The following is a 15,854-nucleotide window of genomic DNA, read 5'->3' on the forward strand; positions in this document are numbered from 1 at the left end:
TCGGGCGTCGGATCCGGGCGTCGGCTCGCCGGTGTCGGGCGTTTGGCCTCGGGTCCCGGGCCTCGGGTCTCGGGTCTCGGGCCTCGGGCGTTGGGTCCCGGGCGTCGGCTCGCCGATGTGGGACCGCGGCTGCAAGACCGCGGCTGTGGGACCGGGGGTATCCGCTCGGCTGCGGCGGGTCGTCTGTGTCGGCCCGCGTGTGCCGGGCCCCTGCGGAGGCTTGCCTGCGGTGGCTGCCCTGCGGTGGCTTGCCTGCGGTGGCTGCCCTGCGGTGGCTGCCTGGCGTGGCTCGCTCGGCTTTGGCTCGCCTGCGTCATGGTGTGTCTGGCACGGGGGGTGGCTGGCACCGGGTGGCTGGCACCTGGTGGTGCCGCACGTGGCGATGCCGCACGTGGCGGTGTGACGACAGCCTCGGCCTGTGCGGTGTGGCATGTGGCGGTGTGGCCTCGGCTGTTCGGTGTCAGTGGACGCTTGGCCGAAGGTTGGGGGTCTCGTGATCTCGTGGCGTCCTCGCGTGTGGTGCGGTGGGTCGCATGGTCCGCTACCGGGTGCGGGTCGCCCGTCACGAGGGGCCTGACTGGCGGCAGTGCGACTCCTGCCACCTGATCATCTCGGTCGGCCAGCCGTACCACGAGGGCGACAAGTTGTGCGCGCTCCTTGGCTGGGTCGAGGCGCGTTTCGCCACTGTGCACGTGACCGTCGCCGACACCCTCTACCGCCACAACGGCGGCGAGCTGGGCGGGGGAGAGGTGGCTGAGACTCGGCGACGCGGTGACGCCTGGCTGGAGCGTAACCGCGGCGTGCTCGGGGCGGCGACGATCCACCGCTGGGACGACTGGCTCGCGCACCCCGGCTACCCGGAAGCCCGCCGCCGCATCGACCGGTTTCTCGCCGATCAGCTTCTTTTCGCCGAGTTGGTCGACCGGCATGTCACCGCGGTCGTGGCCCGGCTGGCGGCGAGGGGGGTGAGCGCGGGGGATCGTGCGGGCTATACCGCCTACCTGGTGGAGGAGCTGGCCTGTATGGAGCTGTTCTCGCGGGTTCTGTCGGCGGTGGAGGTGTATCCGGGGTCGCTGGGCCTGGCGATGGAGGGTTGCCGTCGACTCGACGGTGCTCCGCCAGGCCTGGTGGTACGGCGGAACGTCCAGGTCGACTTCCGCAGGCGGCTAGGACCTGCGCAGTCGCAGCCGCAGGACGAGGATCAGGCTCAGCAGGACGGCGGCGCCGATGCCGATGCCGATCCCCATGGCGGGCAGGGGTGATTCGCTGGAGGCCGGGGTGGCCGCCACCGGGCTGCCGGTGGGTGACGGCGGGGCGCTGGGCGACGTGCTGGATGACGGTGAGCCGCTGGGCGACGGCGGGGCGCTGGGCGATGGTGAGCCGCTGGGCGATGGCGGGGCGGTGGGCGATGGCGGGGCGGTGGGGGTGCCGAGGGCAGTGAGGAGGGTGTCGGCCTCCTTGAGGTCGGCGGGGAGGTCCGTCTTCGCGATCGGGGCGGTGCCCGCCTTGAGCACCTGGTTGCCCGAGCACAGCAGGGTCGCCAGGTCGATGCCCTCGGCGTTGTACGGGTGGTCCTCGCCGGAGTTGGCGTGGGCGAAGATCAGGTAGCGGGTGCCCTTGACGAAGTCGAAGCCGCAGGCGGCGCTGTTCGACGAGGTGGAGATCTCGTAGGTGTCGCGGGGCGTTCCCTTGTAGACCTGGTCGGGGCGGATGGTCGCCACGACCGGGTCCCACTGGCCGCCGGTGCTGCGCACGTCGACGACGGTGCCGGCGACGATCGCCTCGGCTTCGGCGACGGCGCGGCGGGCTTCGAAGGGAACGCAGGAGCAGGCGCACGCGGCGCCCGCCGGAACGAGGATCAGCCCCGCGACGAAAGCGAGGACTGCGAGCAGTCTCATGACCCTACGACGCGGGACTGATCCGTTCGGTTCAACGCTTGAACCAGGTGATGCGGCACCCGTCGGGCAGGGCGAGGGTGTCGGTGACGGTGAAGGCGGTGGGCTGGAAGTCGCCGTCGAAGGCCCGGGTGCCCTTGGCGGCCACCACCGGGTAGCTCTTGACGACCAGCTCGTCGATCTCCGGCAGCAGCTGCCCGGCCAGGTTGCCGCCGCCGGCGAGCCAGATGTCCATGCCGTCCTCCTGCTTGAGCGAGCGCACCAGCTCCAGGGGGTCACCCTTGACGAGGGTCACGTCGGGGTCGTCGATCCCGGCGATGGAGTTGGACACGATGTACTGCTTCACGTGGGGATAGGGGCTGGCGATGCCGGCGAGCATGGCGGGCTCGTAGGTGCCGCGGCCCATCACGAGCGTGTCGAAGTGCTTGTTGGGCGCTTCGGCGATGCCCAGGTGCGGCCGGGCCATGGCGGGCAGGGTCTCGGGGTACTCCGCCGCGATCCACGGCAGCATGTGTTCGACCGGGTAGAACGAGATGTCGTGGCCGGGACCGGCGATGTAGCCGTCGATCGAGACGCCGACGTAGTAGACAAGCTTTCGCATGCTGTTTTGCTCCGTATGTAGTACTGTGTTTGAAGTGCTTTCAACTTAGTACTACAGACGGAGTGGTGTCAACATGCGGACGAATCCGGAAAGGCGGCAGGCGCTCATCGACGCCGCGATCGAGGTGCTGGCGCGGGAGGGCGCGCGGGGGCTGACCTTCCGGGCGGTGGACACGCAGGCGAAGGTGCCGACGGGCACGGCCTCCAACTACTTCTCCAGCCGCGACGACCTGCTCACGCAGGCGGGAGGGCGCATCTACGAGCGGCTGACGCCCAGCGACGGCACGCTCGCGTCGGTGCACGAGGGGGCACGCGACGCCGCGCGCCTGAAGGAGCTCATGCACGAGGTGGTGGGCCGGGTCTCGGCGTTCCCCACCGGCTTCCTGGCCCTGCTGGAGCTGCGGCTGGAGGCCACGCGCAGGCCGGAGCTGCGGGCCGTGCTCACGCAGCGCATCAAGGCCGACGTCGACTTCAACGTCTCCAACCATCGGGAGTCCGGACTTCCCGGCGACGACACGTCGGTGAAGCTGCTGATGCTGGCGTTCAACTGGCTCATCCTGGAGCGGCTGACGCTGCCTGACCTGTATGACGAGGAGGAGGTCCACCGCATCGTGGAGGAGGCGGTGGACCGGGTGATCTAACCGGCCAGGACGCCGAGCAGGTGGGCGACCTCGCGGGCGACGGCCTCGCGGCCCGGCTTGATGTACTTGCGCGGGTCGACGGAATTGCCGACGTGTTCGCGGACGGCGCCGGTGAACGCCTTGTTCAGGTGCGTGGCGATGTTGATCTTCTTCATGCCGTGCCGTACGGCCTGGCCCAGCATGTCGTCGGGCACCCCCGACGAGCCGTGCAGCACCAGGGGCACCGCGACGGCGGCGCGCAGCTCGGCGATCAGGTCGAGGTCGAGCACGGCGTTTTTGGTCGTCATCGCGTGCGAGGTGCCCACCGCGACGGCCAGCGCGTCGACGCCGGTGTCGGCGACGTAGGCGACGGCCTCGTGCGGCTTGGTGCGCGCGCCGGGGGCGTGCACGCCGTCCTTGCCGCCGACCTCGCCCAGCTCGGCCTCCACCCAGACGCCGCGATCGTGGCACCAGGCCACGACTGACGCGGTCTGGGCGACGTTGTCGGCGTCGGAGAGCTGGGAGGCGTCGAACATCACCGAGCCGACGCCGAGCTCGACGGCCTCCTCGACGAGGGCGCGGTCGGTCGCGTGGTCGAGGTGCACCGACACCGGCACCTTCGCCGCGCGGGCGACGGCCAGGGAGGCGAGCGCGATGGGTTCGAGGGCGCCGTGGTAGCGCACGCAGTTCTCGCTGATCTGCAGGATCACCGGCAGGCCCGCGGCCTCGGCGCCGGCGACGATCGCGGTGGCGTGCTCCAGCAGGATCACATTGAACGCGCCGGCGCCGTTCGTGCTGGAAGCGAGGATCTCGCCGGTTCCGACCAGGGGCATGTCAGGAGGCTCCTTCAATCACGATGTCCGGTGAAATTTCGGCGTAGACCGCCTCGTCGAACCCGCCGGCGACCGGAGCCGCCACCGCGGCGGCGCCCAGGGCGGCGGCCCTGCGCAGCCGTTCCGGCCACGCCGTACCCTCGGCCAGCCCCAGCGCCAGCCCCGCGACCAGGGCGTCGCCCGCGCCGGTGGCGTTGCCTTCGACCCGGTACGGCAGGCGGGCGCGCAACACGCCCTCGCCGGTGACCGCGAGCACGCCCTCGGCGCCGAGGGAGACGACGACGGAGCCGGCGCCTCGATCGCGGAGGTGCTCGGCGCGGAGGAGATGGCCGAGCAGCTCGGCCGGGAGGCGCGAGGAGGCGGGGGAGCCGGAGGAGCCGGAGGAGCCGGGGGCCGTGGAGGCGGAGGCAGGGGAGGCGGAGGCAGGGGAGGCGGAGGCAGGGGAGGCGGAGGCAGGGGAGGCGGAGGCGGGGGAGGCGGAGGGTGGGTCGGGGAGTTCCGGGAGGGCTCCGGCGAGCTCGGAGGCGTTGGGCTTGACGATCGTGGGGGTGCCGTCGAGCGAGCGCAGCAAGGTCGCGCCGTCGGCGTCGACGATCACGGGCACGCCGCGCTTGGCCGCCAATCCCGAAATATCGGCGTACATCGTGGTGGGCGCCTCCGCCGGAAGGCTGCCCGACACCACCACTACCGACGCCTGCCCCACCAGCTCCCCGAACCGCTCCAGGAACGCCGCGCACTCCTCCGGCGTCACAGCAGGCCCCGGCTCGTTGAGCAGCGTCGCCTCCTGCGCCGCCAGGTCGTGCACCACGGTCGTGGACCGCGACTCGGCCGCGATGGCCGTGAAGTCGGCGGCGATCCCCGCCCCGGCCAGGTCGGCGAGGATCAGGTCCCCCGTCGTCCCTCCGGCCAGCCCCGTGGCCAGCACCTCGTGGCCCAGGCCGTGCAGCACCCGGGCCACGTTGACGCCCTTGCCGCCCGCCTGCCGTACGACCCGGCGTACCCGGTTCATCTCGCCGGAGGTGAAGGAGTCGACCCAGTAGGTGACATCCATGGCGGCGTTGAGCGTCACTGTGAGGATCATGAAATCCAGGAACCTTGCTTCATCACGTGGGTGACAACGAGGGTGTCGTCGAGCACAACGAGGTCGGCGCGCTTGCCGACGGCGAGGGAGCCGATCTCGTGCGCCAGCCCCAGCACGCGGGCCGGGGTGAGCGAGGCGATCTCGGCGGCCTCCTGCAGCGACAGGCCCATCTCCTCGACGGCGCGGCGGAAGGCGACGTCCATGGTCAGCGTGCTACCGGCGATGGAGCCGCCCTCAACGAGGCGGGCCACGCCGTCGGCGACGTTCACGGCCATGGAGCCCAGCATGTAGGTGCCGTCGCCCAGGCCCGTGGCGCCCATGGCGTCGGTGATCAGGGCGGTACGGCCGGCGCCCGCGGCCTTGTAGGCCAGGCGGAGCATCGCCGAGTGCACGTGCACGCCGTCGTTGACCAGCTCGACGGTGACGCGCGGGTCCTCCAGCAGCGCCGCGATGGGCCCCGGGGCGCGGTGGCCGAGCTGCGGCATGGCGTTGTACAGGTGGGTGGCGACGGTGGCGCCGGCCTCGATGCCGTCGATCGTCTGCTCGTAGGAGGCGTCGGTGTGGCCGAGCGCCACGATCACGTTCTCCGCGACCGCCGTACGGATCGTGTCGAGCGCGCCGGGCAGCTCGGCGGCGATGGTCAGCATGCGCACGTGGCCGCGTCCCGCCTTGACCAGGCGGGAGAACTCCTCGGGCGACGGGTCGCGCAGCATCGTGGGGTTGTGCGCGCCGCACCGGGCCTTGCTGATGTACGGGCCCTCGAAGTGGATGCCCGCGATCAGGCCGTCGTCGGCCAGATCGGCCAGGGAGGAGGTGGCCGCGGCCAGTTCCTCCACCGAGCCGGTGACCAGGGAGGCCATGGTCGTGGTGGTCCCGTGGGCCAGGTGCAGGGCGACGGCGTCGCGTGCCCTGGCCTGGTCGCCCGTGGGGAAGGAGCCGCCGGCTCCGCCGTGGTTGTGGATGTCGACGAAGCCGGGTACGACGTGCCGGCCACCGAGGCTGTGACCCTGGCCGGGGGCGCTGCCCTGGCCGATGTGGGTGATGCGGCCGTCCTCGATGGTCAGCCACCCCTCGTGCACCCCGGCGGGGGTGACGATACGGGCGTCGGAAAGCGTGAGACTCATGGGCTAAGGATCACAGATCGCGTCAGGTGGAGGGGCTCGTCGGGGTTCAGCCCACGGGCGAAGGCCCGCGCGACGGAGACCCGCTGGGCCAGGACCAGCTCGGCCATGGGGTCGCGCGACGACTCCAGGAACGTGCCGCCGGTCGCCTCGACCTGCTCGCGCAGTCCTTCGGGTGCGGTGCCGAGCATCCAGGTGACGCGGTTCGGCCCGGCGATGCTGATCGGTCCGTGGCGGTACTCCATCGCCGGGTAGGCCTCGGTCCACGAGCGCGACGCCTCGCGCATCTTCAGCGCCGCCTCCTGCGCCAGGCCGACCGACCAGCCGCTGCCCAGGAAGCTGAACTGCTCGGCGTTCACGAGGTCGTCGGAGACGGGTACGGCGAGCGCGTCGGAGGCGTCGGCGATGGCCTGGTCCAGGGAGAACCCGAGGCTGGCGCGGAGCATGGCCAGCTGGGTCGTGGCGAAGCGGGTCTGCACGACGGACTTCTCGTCGGCGTAGTCGAGCACGACGACCTGGTCGGCGAGCTCCATGATCGGGGTGTTCGGGTCCGCGGTGATCGCGGTGCTCTTGATGGAGGTGCCGCGCAGCAGTTCCAGGACCTCGGTCGTGGTGCCGGACCGGCTGAGCGCCAGGATCCGGTCGTACTTCCTGTTGAGCGGGGCCTCGGAGGCGGCGAACGCGTCGGTCTCGCCGAGTCCGGCCTGCTCCCTGAGGGTGGCGTAGGCCATCGCGATGAACCACGACGTGCCGCAGCCGATCACGGCGACCCGCTCGCCGGGCTGCGGAAGCGCGTCCGCGGGAACCTCGGAGACGGCCCGCTGCCAGCAGCCGGGCTGGGACGCGATCTCGGTTTCGGTGTGGGTGGTCACCCATGGCCTCCTTTGCCGGTTTCTGCTCTTTTTATAGCATAAATGAGCACTTTTGGGCAGAGCTGGCTTTCGCTAGTCTTGGCGGCATGAGTCGCTACGACAGGTGGAACGCGATTCTCGCCCTGCTGGCCGAGGAGGGGCGGCTCACGGTCGAGCAGGCCGCCGAATCCCTCGACGTCTCCACGGCGACGATCAGGCGAGACTTCGACCAGCTCGCCCAGCAGCAGATGCTGATGCGCACCCGCGGAGGCGCGGTCTCCCAGAGCGTCAGCTACGACCTGCCGCTGCGCTACAAGACCGCGCGGCATGCCGACGAGAAGCACAGGATCGCCGCCGCCGCGGCCGAACTGGTCACGCCCGGCTCGGTGATCGGGATGAACGGCGGCACGACCACCTCCGAGGTGGCCAGGGTGCTCGCCCAGCGCGAATCGGGCTTCACCATCGTCACCAACGCGCTGAACATCGCGGCCGAGCTCGCCGTACGCCAGCACGTGAAGATCGTGGTGACCGGCGGGGTGGCCAGGCCGCAGTCGTACGAGCTCATCGGCCCGCTGGCCGGCGGCATCCTGGAGCAGGTCACGCTCGACATCGCCTTCCTCGGCGTCGACGCCATCGACGCGGAGCTGGGCGCCTCGGCCCATCACGAGGGCGAGGCGAGCGTCAATCACCTGCTCGTCAGCCGCGCCGCCCAGGTCGTGGTGGTCGCCGACTCCTCGAAGGTGGGCAGACGGGCCTTTGCCCGTATCTGTGCCCTGTCGGATGTCGATACGTTGATCACTGACGAACTGCTCTCCGACGAGCTGGCGGCGAGTTTCACCGAGGCCGGGGTCAAGGTCATCCGTGCCGGGTAAGGGGGAATTATGACGGGCACTGTCACCGGCGGCTCCCGGCTGGGACCCGCGGAGCGCACCGCGGCCCTGGCCGCCATGGCCTCCCGAGAGCTCGACGTGGTGGTGGTCGGCGGCGGCGTGGTCGGCGCGGGCATCGCCCTCGACGCCTCGACCCGCGGCCTCGACGTCGGCCTGCTGGAAGCGCGCGACTTCGCCTCGGGCACCTCGTCGCGATCGTCGAAGCTCATCCACGGCGGCCTGCGCTACCTCGAACAGCTCAACTTCGAGCTGGTCCGCGAGGCCCTGCAAGAGCGAGCCCTGCTGCTGCAACGCATCGCCCCGCACCTGGTCAGGCCGGTGCCCTTCCTGTTCCCCATGACCCACTACGGCTGGGAACGCCCCTACGTGGGCGCCGGCGTGGCGTTGTACGACACGCTCGGCTTCACCTCGGGCCTGACCCGCGGGGTGCCCGGGCACCGCCACCTGTCGCGCCGCCGCGCGCTCCGGCTGGCGCCCGCGCTGCGCCGTACCTCCTTCACCGGAGCCATCCAGTACTGGGACTGCCAGGTCGACGACGCCCGCTACGTCATGACCATGTTGCGTACGGCCGCCGCCTACGGCGCCCACGTCGCCCAGCGTGCCCAGGTCGTCGGCTTCCTGCGCGAAGGCGAGCGCGTCACCGGCGTGCGCGTGCGCGACCTGGAGGGCGGCGGCACCGAGGTGGAGATCCGCGCCAGGCAGGTCGTCAACGCCACCGGCGTGTGGACCGACGACATCCAGGAACTCGTCGGCGGGCGCGGGCAGATCCACGTCAAGGCGTCCAAGGGCATCCACCTGCTCGTCCCGCGCGACCGCATCCACTCGCTGACCGGCATCATCCTGCGCACCGAGAAGTCGGTGCTCTTCGTGATCCCGTGGGGGCGTCACTGGATCATCGGGACGACCGACACGGAGTGGACCCTCGACAAGGCGCACCCCGCCGCCTCGCGGGTCGACATCGACTACCTGCTCGACCATGTCAACGCGGTGTTGTCCGTACCCCTGACCCGCGACGACGTCGAGGGGGTGTACGCGGGGCTGCGGCCGCTGCTGTCAGGGGAGTCGGAGGAGACGTCGAAGTTGTCGCGCGAGCACGTCGTCGCGCACCCGGTCCCCGGCCTGGTCATGATCGCCGGAGGCAAGTACACGACCTACCGGGTCATGGCCAAGGACGCCGTCGACGCGGTGGCCCACGGGCTCGACCAGCGGGTGCCCTCCTCGTGCACCGACCGCGTCCCGCTCGTCGGCGCCGAGGGCTACCAGGCGTTGTGGAACTCCCGCCACCGGCTGGCGCACACCTCGGGGCTGCACGTCGCCCGCATCGAGCACCTGCTGCAGAGGTACGGCTCGCTCATCGAGGAGGTGCTGGAGCTCATCGCCGAGGACCCGTCGCTGGGACGGCCCCTGTCCGGAGCCGACGACTACCTGCGCGCCGAGATCGTCTACGCGGCCTCCCACGAGGGCGCCCGGCACCTGAACGACGCGCTCACCAGGCGCACCCACATCTCCATCGAGACCTTCCACCGCGGCGTCGCCGTCGCGGCGGAGGCGGCCGAGCTGATGGCGGGGGCGCTGGAGTGGGACAGCGAGCAGGTCAAGAGGGAGGTGGAGTACTTCACCAAGAGGGTGGAGGCCGAGCGGTTGTCGCAGGAGCAGGACAGCGACCAGGAGGCCGACGCGATCAGGCTGGGGGCTCCGGAGATCGTCCCCGTCGTGCTGCCGGAACGAGCATGATCCTCTTCACAGGGGGGTAACACCGGCGAAATCGCCCTTGTGAACAATGACGTCCATGAGCACCCTGACCATCGCCGTCGACGACCTCAGCGGCCCCGACATCGCCGCCTTCCTGGACGAACACCTCCAGGACATGCGGGCCACCTCGCCGCCCGAGAGCAAGCACGCCCTCGACCTCGACGGGCTGCGCTCGCCCGAGGTCGTGTTCTGGACCGTCCACGACCGCGGCGAGCTGGTGGGATGCGGTGCCCTCAAGCGGATAGGCGTACGGCACGCGGAGCTCAAGTCGATGCGCACCAGGCCGGCCAGGAAGCGCAGCGGGGTGGCCTCGGCGTTGCTGGAGCACATCCTCGGCGAGGCCCGGCGCAGCGGGTTCGAGCGGGTCAGCCTGGAGACCGGGTCGGCCGAGTTCTTCGCTCCCGCACGAGCGCTGTACTCCAAGTTCGGGTTCGTCTACTGCGAGCCGTTCGCGGGTTACCGGCCGGATCCGAACAGCGTCTTCATGACCCGGGACCTTCTGGCCTGATGCCATAGGACAAAAATCGTCAGGACTCCGCCTTGCTCTCCCTGATCTCGTCGACGATCTCGGAGACCATGCGCCGCGAGGCCGCGTCGAGGACGTTCCCGAACTCGATGACCGTGGCGCGATCGCGGACCCGCTCCCCGAGATCGGGGTTCTCGCTGGGCACGATCACCAGGTCGCAGTCGTCGAGCCCGGGATCGTCGACGCCGCGCAGGACCCGCACGTCGCCGAGTCCCGTGTCCGTCAGCGACTGCCTGATCGCCTCGGCCTGGTCGTCGGTGGAGTAGAGGATCCCGACCCGGTGGCCCTTCGGGATGCGGGCCAGGCGCGCCAGGGTCCTGATGTGCGGGGCGGCCACGATCGCCAGGACCTCGGGCGGGCCGGGCAACTGCATCGCCCGTACGCGCCGCCGTACCTCCGCGTGGTGGAAGAACGTGGTGACGACCAGGTCGGCGCCGGAGACGTCGCCGGTTCCCAGATCGCTCAGGAGCAGGGGCTGCACCATCGCGTTCACCTCGGCCGACAGCTCGCCCGCGAAGAACTTCGCGCGCTCCTCGTTGCACTCGACGAAGACCACCCGCAGGTGGGTGGTCCTGGCGTGCACACTCTGCTGGTAGGCGATCATGGCGATCTCGTCGGCCGACAGCCCCATCTCAAGGCAGCGCCGCACCGCGCCGGTCAGCTCGGCGGCTGCGGCCTCGTAAGCGGCCCGGTGCTCCCGCGCCTGCGCGGAACGGCGCACCGTCATCCCCCCGCGGCCGTGCGAGCGCAGGTAGCCCGACTGCTGCAGCTCCGCGTAGGCGCGCGCGGTGGTGTTGCGGTTGACCCCGAGGTTGGCCGCCAGCAGCCGGCTGCTCGGCAGGCGGTCGCCGTCGGCGAGCTCACCGGCCTCGATCATGAACACGATCTGGTCGATGACCTGGCGAAAAACCGGCACGCCCGAGGCCCGGTTGAGGGTGATGCGCTGCACCGTCTGGCCGCCTGACTTTGTCTCATCGAAGGTGAGTCATTTTAGCGCCCTGGATTGTCCTATGGCATTGGGCTATTTTGCAGGACATGGACTTCTGGACCGACGTGGACCGTCACGTGCTCCGCTACGGCGCGCGGTTCACCCCCCGCATCATCGGCAGGGCCGAAGGCTCGTACGTGTTCGACGAGGACGGCACGGCGATCCTCGACTTCACCTCAGGCCAGATGAGCGCCGTGCTCGGCCACGGCCACCCCGACGTCGTCGCGACGGTCACGCGCGGCGTCAAGGAACTCAGCCACCTCTTCAGCGGCATGCTGTCCCGGCCCGTCGTGGACGTGTCCAGGCGCCTGGCCGCAACCCTGCCCGACCCGCTCCAGAAGGTGATGCTCCTCACCACCGGAGCCGAGGCCAACGAGGCGGCGCTCAAACTCGCCAAGCTCCACACCGGCCGCTACGAGATCGTGTCGTTCGACCGGTCGTGGCACGGCATGACCTCGGCAGCGGCCGCCGCGACGTACTCCGCAGGACGCAGAGGGTACGGCCCGGCCGTACCCGGCAACCTCACCCTGCCGACCCCCAACGCCTACCGCTCGCCCTTCCGCCACCCCGACGGCACCCACGACTGGCGGGCCGAGCTCGACTACGGCTTCGCCCTCATCGACCAGCAGTCGTCGGGCAGCCTGGCCGCCTGCCTGGTCGAGCCGATCCTGTCGTCGGGCGGCATCATCGAACCCCCTCCCGGCTACCTCGCCGCGCTCAAGGAGAAGTGCCGGGAACGCGGCATGCTCCTCATCCTCGACGAGGCCCAGACCGGACTCGGCAGGACAGGCGACCTGTACGCCTTCCAACGCGACGGCGTCGTGCCCGACATCCTCACCCTGTCCAAGACACTCGGCGCCGGACTGCCCGTCGCCGCCGTCATCACCACACCAGAGATCGAACAGGTCTGCCACGAACGCGGCTTCCTGTTCTTCACCACCCACGTGTCGGACCCGCTGGCCGCCATGGTCGCTGGCACGGTCCTCGACGTGATCGAGCGCGACGGCCTCGTCGAACGGGCGCGACGGCTCGGGACCCTCATGGCGGCCCGCCTGGCCGAACTACGCGAACGGCACACCGTCATCGGAGACGTGCGGGGGCGAGGGCTGCTGCAGGGCATCGAACTGGTCGTCGACCGCAAGACGAAGGAACCGGCCGACCGGCTCGGGCACCAGGTCACCGAAGCCTGCCTGCGGCGGGGGCTGCACATGAACATCGTCCAGTTGCCCGGCATGGGCGGGGTGTTCCGCATGGCGCCGCCGCTGACGATCGGCGAGCCGGACCTGGAGCGGGGGCTCGACATTCTCGACAAGGCGCTGGGGGAGTGCGCTTGAGCTAGATGTGGTTGACCGGCGCGACGTCGCCGACGGCCGAATCGCTGCGATCGGCAAGCATCGCGAGGCCACGGCCCAAACCCTTCTCCTCGATGGCCGAGCGAGCCTGGTCAAGACCGACGAAGGAGAGGGCCAGTGCCAGGGACGTGCCTCACCATGGGTTGCCCGGGCGAAGCCCGGGCCATGGCCGAGACGCCCGAGCGCGGAGCGCGAGGACAGCTGACCCGGGTGGGATCCAGGCGGGTGACCCAGGAAGCGCGTCACGGGTGGGCCGGGGGGTGCCGGGGGGCCGGAGGCCCCCCCGTGCGGGGTCCGGGGCGGAGCCCCGGTGTCACAGACCCGACCCGCCTGGCGCGAAGCGCCCGACCGGAGGGACCTAGCCGTCCGGTCGGGCGGGGGGAAGGAACCTCCTAGTGCGAGAACGCCTGGAACTCCGCTGCCCGGATGTGCGGGGCGGCGGGGCTGGCGGTGGCGCAGTCGGTCGCCGAGTTCGGGTCCAGGTCCTGCTCACCCAGGTACAGCGGGTTGCCCGTGCACTGGCTGGTCAGGGTGCGAAGGGCGAGGTGTGTCGCCTTGGTCCTGGGCACGTCGAACGACTTGATGATCAGGTCGGCTCCTCGGGGCCGGGGCAGTGACGTCGAGAAGGCGTTCGACCGGCTGACGTAGATGCGGCGGTAGTTGGCGATGTTCCCGCAGTCCTTGCCGGTGGAGGCGTCGCACGCGAGCACCTCGAACGAGCGGAGTGCGGAGAACCGGTTCTGGCCTGCCGGGTCGGCAGGGTCGGCGGGGTTGGCGGTCCTGAGCATGGCCGACACCTGGACGCGTCTGACCTGGACGGCGGTGTCGCCGGCGAGGTCGACGGAGATGGTGCGGCCGGCGACCGGGGCGGTGAGGGAGGCCCAGTTGGTGGCCTCGGTCTCGTCGATGAGGGCGGCGTGGTTGACGCCGTCGCCGGTGGCGGTGGCGCCGAGTGCCGAGGCGGCGTGGTTGCGCGACATGCCGACGGGCAGGTCGCGGGTCTGGCCGCGGCGGACGGTGAGGTCGAGGCGGCGGTGGCCGAAGCCGGGGGCGACGGCGACGAAGGTGTAGTGGCCGGGCGTCATCTGGAAGGTGGCCGGCAGGTCGGTGGCGGGGTCGGTGTCGGCGATGGGGACGACGCGGGCTTCGTAGTCACCGACGTACAGGCGGATGGGGGCGGCGGACGCCTCGCCGGTGCCCTTGAGGGTGAGCGTGGCGTTGGAGCTGGAGGGCGAGACGAAGCTGGGGACGGGGTTGGGGTCGGACTGGCCGTTGCTGGAGGCGCCGGAGCCGAGGCCGTGCTGGGCGAAGGCGTTCCACATGATGTCCTGGTTGGCGCCGCCGAAGCGGATCTGGTCGGCGGCGAGCATGGCGTCGCGCATGTCGACCATGCTGAGTGTGCCGACCGCGGTCAGTAGGAAGGCGTCGAAGTGGAGCTGGACCCAGCGCCGGTTGCCGGGGCACTGGGTGACGGGCCGCTGGCCGTTGGCGCAGGCGCGCTGCACCCACGCGTTGGCGTCGCCGTACCTGTCGATGAAGGCCTGCCGTACGTCGAACTGGGTGGCCGACCAGATCTCGCCGTCGGCGTGGACCTGCTGGCCGACGATGTCGTAGGCGATGTCGCTGTAGTTCAGCGGCGATTTGGACATGTCGTAGTTGCGGATGCCGCGTTCGGCGTCGCCGGTGACGTAGCCGCCGGTGACGTACGGGGTGTTGCCGCGGGGGCGGTAGCCGTTCTCGAAGAGGTACTCCATGGCGAACAGGTCGCTGATGCTCTCGCCCATGGCGCCTGCCTGGGCGCCGGACAGGCCCGCGTTGGGGCCGGCGACCATGCGGTTGGAGATGGCGTGGGTGTACTCGTGCCCGATGACCGACATGTCGTAGTCGCCGTCGACGCAGGGTGCGTAGAAGGCGCCCGCGATGGGCTGCCACAGGTACATGTTGGTGATCGGGGCGACCCCGTCGGGTCCGGTGATCTGGTTGGCGTTGTCGCGTACGGACAGCACGCGGGCGCCGGCCTGGGCGTTGCCCTGCTCGGGGTCGTTGCCGAGCCCGCCGCGGTCGCCGTTGCTGACCTGCATGTTCCACGCGGTCTCGGTGAAGCCGAGCCGGTAGGACCAGTCGTGCATGCGGTTGTGCATCGCGAACAGGTTGGAGATGGCCGCTTCGAGGTCGTTCTCGCCGGCGGTGTCGAAGACCGCGGGGTTGCACTTGGCGGTGTACCAGGTGTTCTGCCACGGGTAGTGGTAGGTGCGCGTCGCGGAGGGGGCGTTGGTGCGCGTGCCGACGGAGAACGGGTCGCCGTTGGCGCGGTTCTCGTAGGTCTTGGCGGCGTTGCCGAGGCTGGTCAGGGTCGGGGTGCCGGTGGTGTGGTCGACGTCCCAGGCCAGGCCGGTGGCGGGGTCGCCGCCGACGACCAGGCCGCAGCCGGGTCCGGCGGTGAAGCACCACTTCTGGCGGGTGTCGGTGGAGGAGTAGTCGGCGGGCGGGTTGGCGGGGAAGGCCTGCCAGGACGGGTTGTCGGGGTCGGCGTGCTGGTCGGCGAGGCCTTCCCTGGTCAGGATGGCGCCGCTGACGGCGTCGACGTGGGTGGTGAAGCCCTGCTCGCCGCCGATGAGGGTGACCTGGAAGGCGCTGTGCACGCCGTCGGGGGCGGGTACGGCGACCGCGGTGACGAGCTTGGTCGTGGCGGCGGCCGGGTCGATGCCGGCGTCTCGGGCGGCGATCTCCAGGGCCTGCTGCTCGGTGATGGCCGCGGCGGGCGGGGCGCCGGTCGCGCGGGACAGGCTGGAGGAGGCGAAGAGGGCCTTGCCGCCGTTGACGCCGACGCTGACCATGCCGTCGATGCCGGCGGGCAGGCTGCCGAACTTCTGGCGCAGCAGTACGGCATGGCCGTCGCCGATGGGGTTGACCGCGACGGTCTCCAGGGCGTCGACCGCTTCGGCGGGCAGGCCGAAGAGCGATTCGCTGGCCTTGAGGTAGGCGCGGGCGGCCTGGTTCGGGTCGGCGGGCAGGCCTTCGGCGAGCGGCTGGTCGGAGGTGACGACGGCGGGTGTGCCGAGGTTGTTCCAGCGGATGGTGGCGGTGGCCGGCCTTCGTGCCTGGCCTGGCGGGGCCACCTGGCCCTTGCGGTTGTCCAGGTCCGGTTTGTCGGCGTGGTGGTCGCCCTGTGGGGCGGGTGGCACCTGCTGCGCGGCTGCGGTGGTCTGGCTTTCCGCGGTGTTGACGAGGGTGAAGGTGAGGGTGAGTGCTGCGATCGCGGTGGCGAATACGCGTAATCGCGGGGACATGGGTGGTCTCCTCTCTGATTCGTCAGAAGTAACACCCTGACTAGAGCGCGTAAAG

General features: G+C 70.7%; 14 protein-coding genes. 6 read left to right on the plus strand and 8 right to left on the minus strand.

What is annotated here, in order from left to right:
- Positions 1-524: 524 nt before the first annotated feature.
- Positions 525-1,262, plus strand: coding sequence for a tRNA-dependent cyclodipeptide synthase (locus tag HNR30_RS42790; RefSeq protein WP_181615934.1), 738 nt, complete (start codon positions 525-527; stop codon positions 1,260-1,262).
- Here HNR30_RS42790 and HNR30_RS42795 read toward each other — a convergent pair.
- Both HNR30_RS42795 and HNR30_RS42800 read right to left on the minus strand, forming a co-directional pair.
- Complete coding sequence (locus HNR30_RS42795) at positions 1,167-1,898, minus strand: hypothetical protein (protein ID WP_181615935.1); 732 nt, start codon at positions 1,896-1,898, stop codon at positions 1,167-1,169. The two genes, HNR30_RS42790 and HNR30_RS42795, sit on opposite strands and share 96 nt — an antisense overlap.
- 31 nt (positions 1,899-1,929) lie before the next feature.
- Positions 1,930-2,496 carry a dihydrofolate reductase family protein gene (locus tag HNR30_RS42800; protein ID WP_181615936.1) on the minus strand — a complete coding sequence of 189 codons (567 nt, stop codon included), beginning with the start codon at positions 2,494-2,496 and terminating at the stop codon, positions 1,930-1,932.
- A gap of 73 nt (positions 2,497-2,569) precedes the next feature.
- Between HNR30_RS42800 and HNR30_RS42805 the strand changes: the two genes are divergently transcribed.
- Positions 2,570-3,136, plus strand: coding sequence for a TetR/AcrR family transcriptional regulator (locus HNR30_RS42805; protein ID WP_181615937.1), 567 nt, complete (start codon positions 2,570-2,572; stop codon positions 3,134-3,136).
- Here the strand turns inward: HNR30_RS42805 and HNR30_RS42810 are convergent.
- Genes HNR30_RS42810 through HNR30_RS42825 form a run of 4 tightly spaced genes read right to left on the minus strand, consistent with a single transcriptional unit; the run spans position 3,133 to position 7,022 of the window.
- Positions 3,133-3,948, minus strand: coding sequence for a class II fructose-bisphosphate aldolase (locus HNR30_RS42810; RefSeq protein WP_181615938.1), 816 nt, complete (start codon positions 3,946-3,948; stop codon positions 3,133-3,135). The genes HNR30_RS42805 and HNR30_RS42810 overlap by 4 nt on opposite strands.
- Position 3,949: 1 nt before the next feature.
- On the minus strand, positions 3,950-5,029 hold the full coding sequence (locus HNR30_RS42815) for a 1-phosphofructokinase family hexose kinase (protein WP_181615939.1): 1,080 nt from the start codon (positions 5,027-5,029) through the stop codon (positions 3,950-3,952).
- Complete coding sequence (gene nagA, locus HNR30_RS42820; protein ID WP_181615940.1) at positions 5,026-6,153, minus strand: N-acetylglucosamine-6-phosphate deacetylase; 1,128 nt, start codon at positions 6,151-6,153, stop codon at positions 5,026-5,028. The genes HNR30_RS42815 and nagA overlap by 4 nt, the downstream gene beginning before the upstream one ends.
- Positions 6,150-7,022 carry an SIS domain-containing protein gene (locus HNR30_RS42825; protein ID WP_181615941.1) on the minus strand — a complete coding sequence of 291 codons (873 nt, stop codon included), beginning with the start codon at positions 7,020-7,022 and terminating at the stop codon, positions 6,150-6,152. Before HNR30_RS42825 ends, nagA begins: the two co-directional genes overlap by 4 nt.
- Positions 7,023-7,108: 86 nt before the next feature.
- On the opposite strand from HNR30_RS42825, the gene HNR30_RS42830 reads away from it, so the two are divergent.
- From HNR30_RS42830 to HNR30_RS42840, 3 genes are read left to right on the plus strand one after another with little or no spacing between them, the layout of a single operon-like run.
- Positions 7,109-7,873, plus strand: coding sequence for a DeoR/GlpR family DNA-binding transcription regulator (locus tag HNR30_RS42830; protein ID WP_181615942.1), 765 nt, complete (start codon positions 7,109-7,111; stop codon positions 7,871-7,873).
- A 9-nt stretch (positions 7,874-7,882) separates the two neighbouring features.
- Complete coding sequence (locus tag HNR30_RS42835; protein WP_181615943.1) at positions 7,883-9,625, plus strand: glycerol-3-phosphate dehydrogenase/oxidase; 1,743 nt, start codon at positions 7,883-7,885, stop codon at positions 9,623-9,625.
- Positions 9,626-9,680: 55 nt separating this feature from the next.
- Positions 9,681-10,151 carry a GNAT family N-acetyltransferase gene (locus HNR30_RS42840; RefSeq protein ID WP_246380201.1) on the plus strand — a complete coding sequence of 157 codons (471 nt, stop codon included), beginning with the start codon at positions 9,681-9,683 and terminating at the stop codon, positions 10,149-10,151.
- A 19-nt stretch (positions 10,152-10,170) separates the two neighbouring features.
- Here the strand turns inward: HNR30_RS42840 and HNR30_RS42845 are convergent, their stop codons facing one another.
- On the minus strand, positions 10,171-11,118 hold the full coding sequence (locus tag HNR30_RS42845; RefSeq protein WP_181615944.1) for a GntR family transcriptional regulator: 948 nt from the start codon (positions 11,116-11,118) through the stop codon (positions 10,171-10,173).
- An 86-nt stretch (positions 11,119-11,204) separates the two neighbouring features.
- Here HNR30_RS42845 and HNR30_RS42850 point away from each other — a divergent pair, with 86 nt between their 5' ends.
- Positions 11,205-12,491 (plus strand): aspartate aminotransferase family protein, encoded by a 1,287-nt coding sequence (locus tag HNR30_RS42850; RefSeq protein WP_181615945.1) that lies wholly within the window; start codon positions 11,205-11,207, stop codon positions 12,489-12,491.
- 410 nt (positions 12,492-12,901) lie between these two features.
- Here the strand turns inward: HNR30_RS42850 and HNR30_RS49775 are convergent, their stop codons facing one another.
- Positions 12,902-15,799 (minus strand): M36 family metallopeptidase, encoded by a 2,898-nt coding sequence (locus tag HNR30_RS49775; protein WP_181615946.1) that lies wholly within the window; start codon positions 15,797-15,799, stop codon positions 12,902-12,904.
- Positions 15,800-15,854: the final 55 nt, after the last annotated feature.

The sequence above is a fragment of the Nonomuraea soli genome, from assembly GCF_013761175.1.
Lineage (GTDB): Bacteria > Actinomycetota > Actinomycetes > Streptosporangiales > Streptosporangiaceae > Nonomuraea > Nonomuraea soli.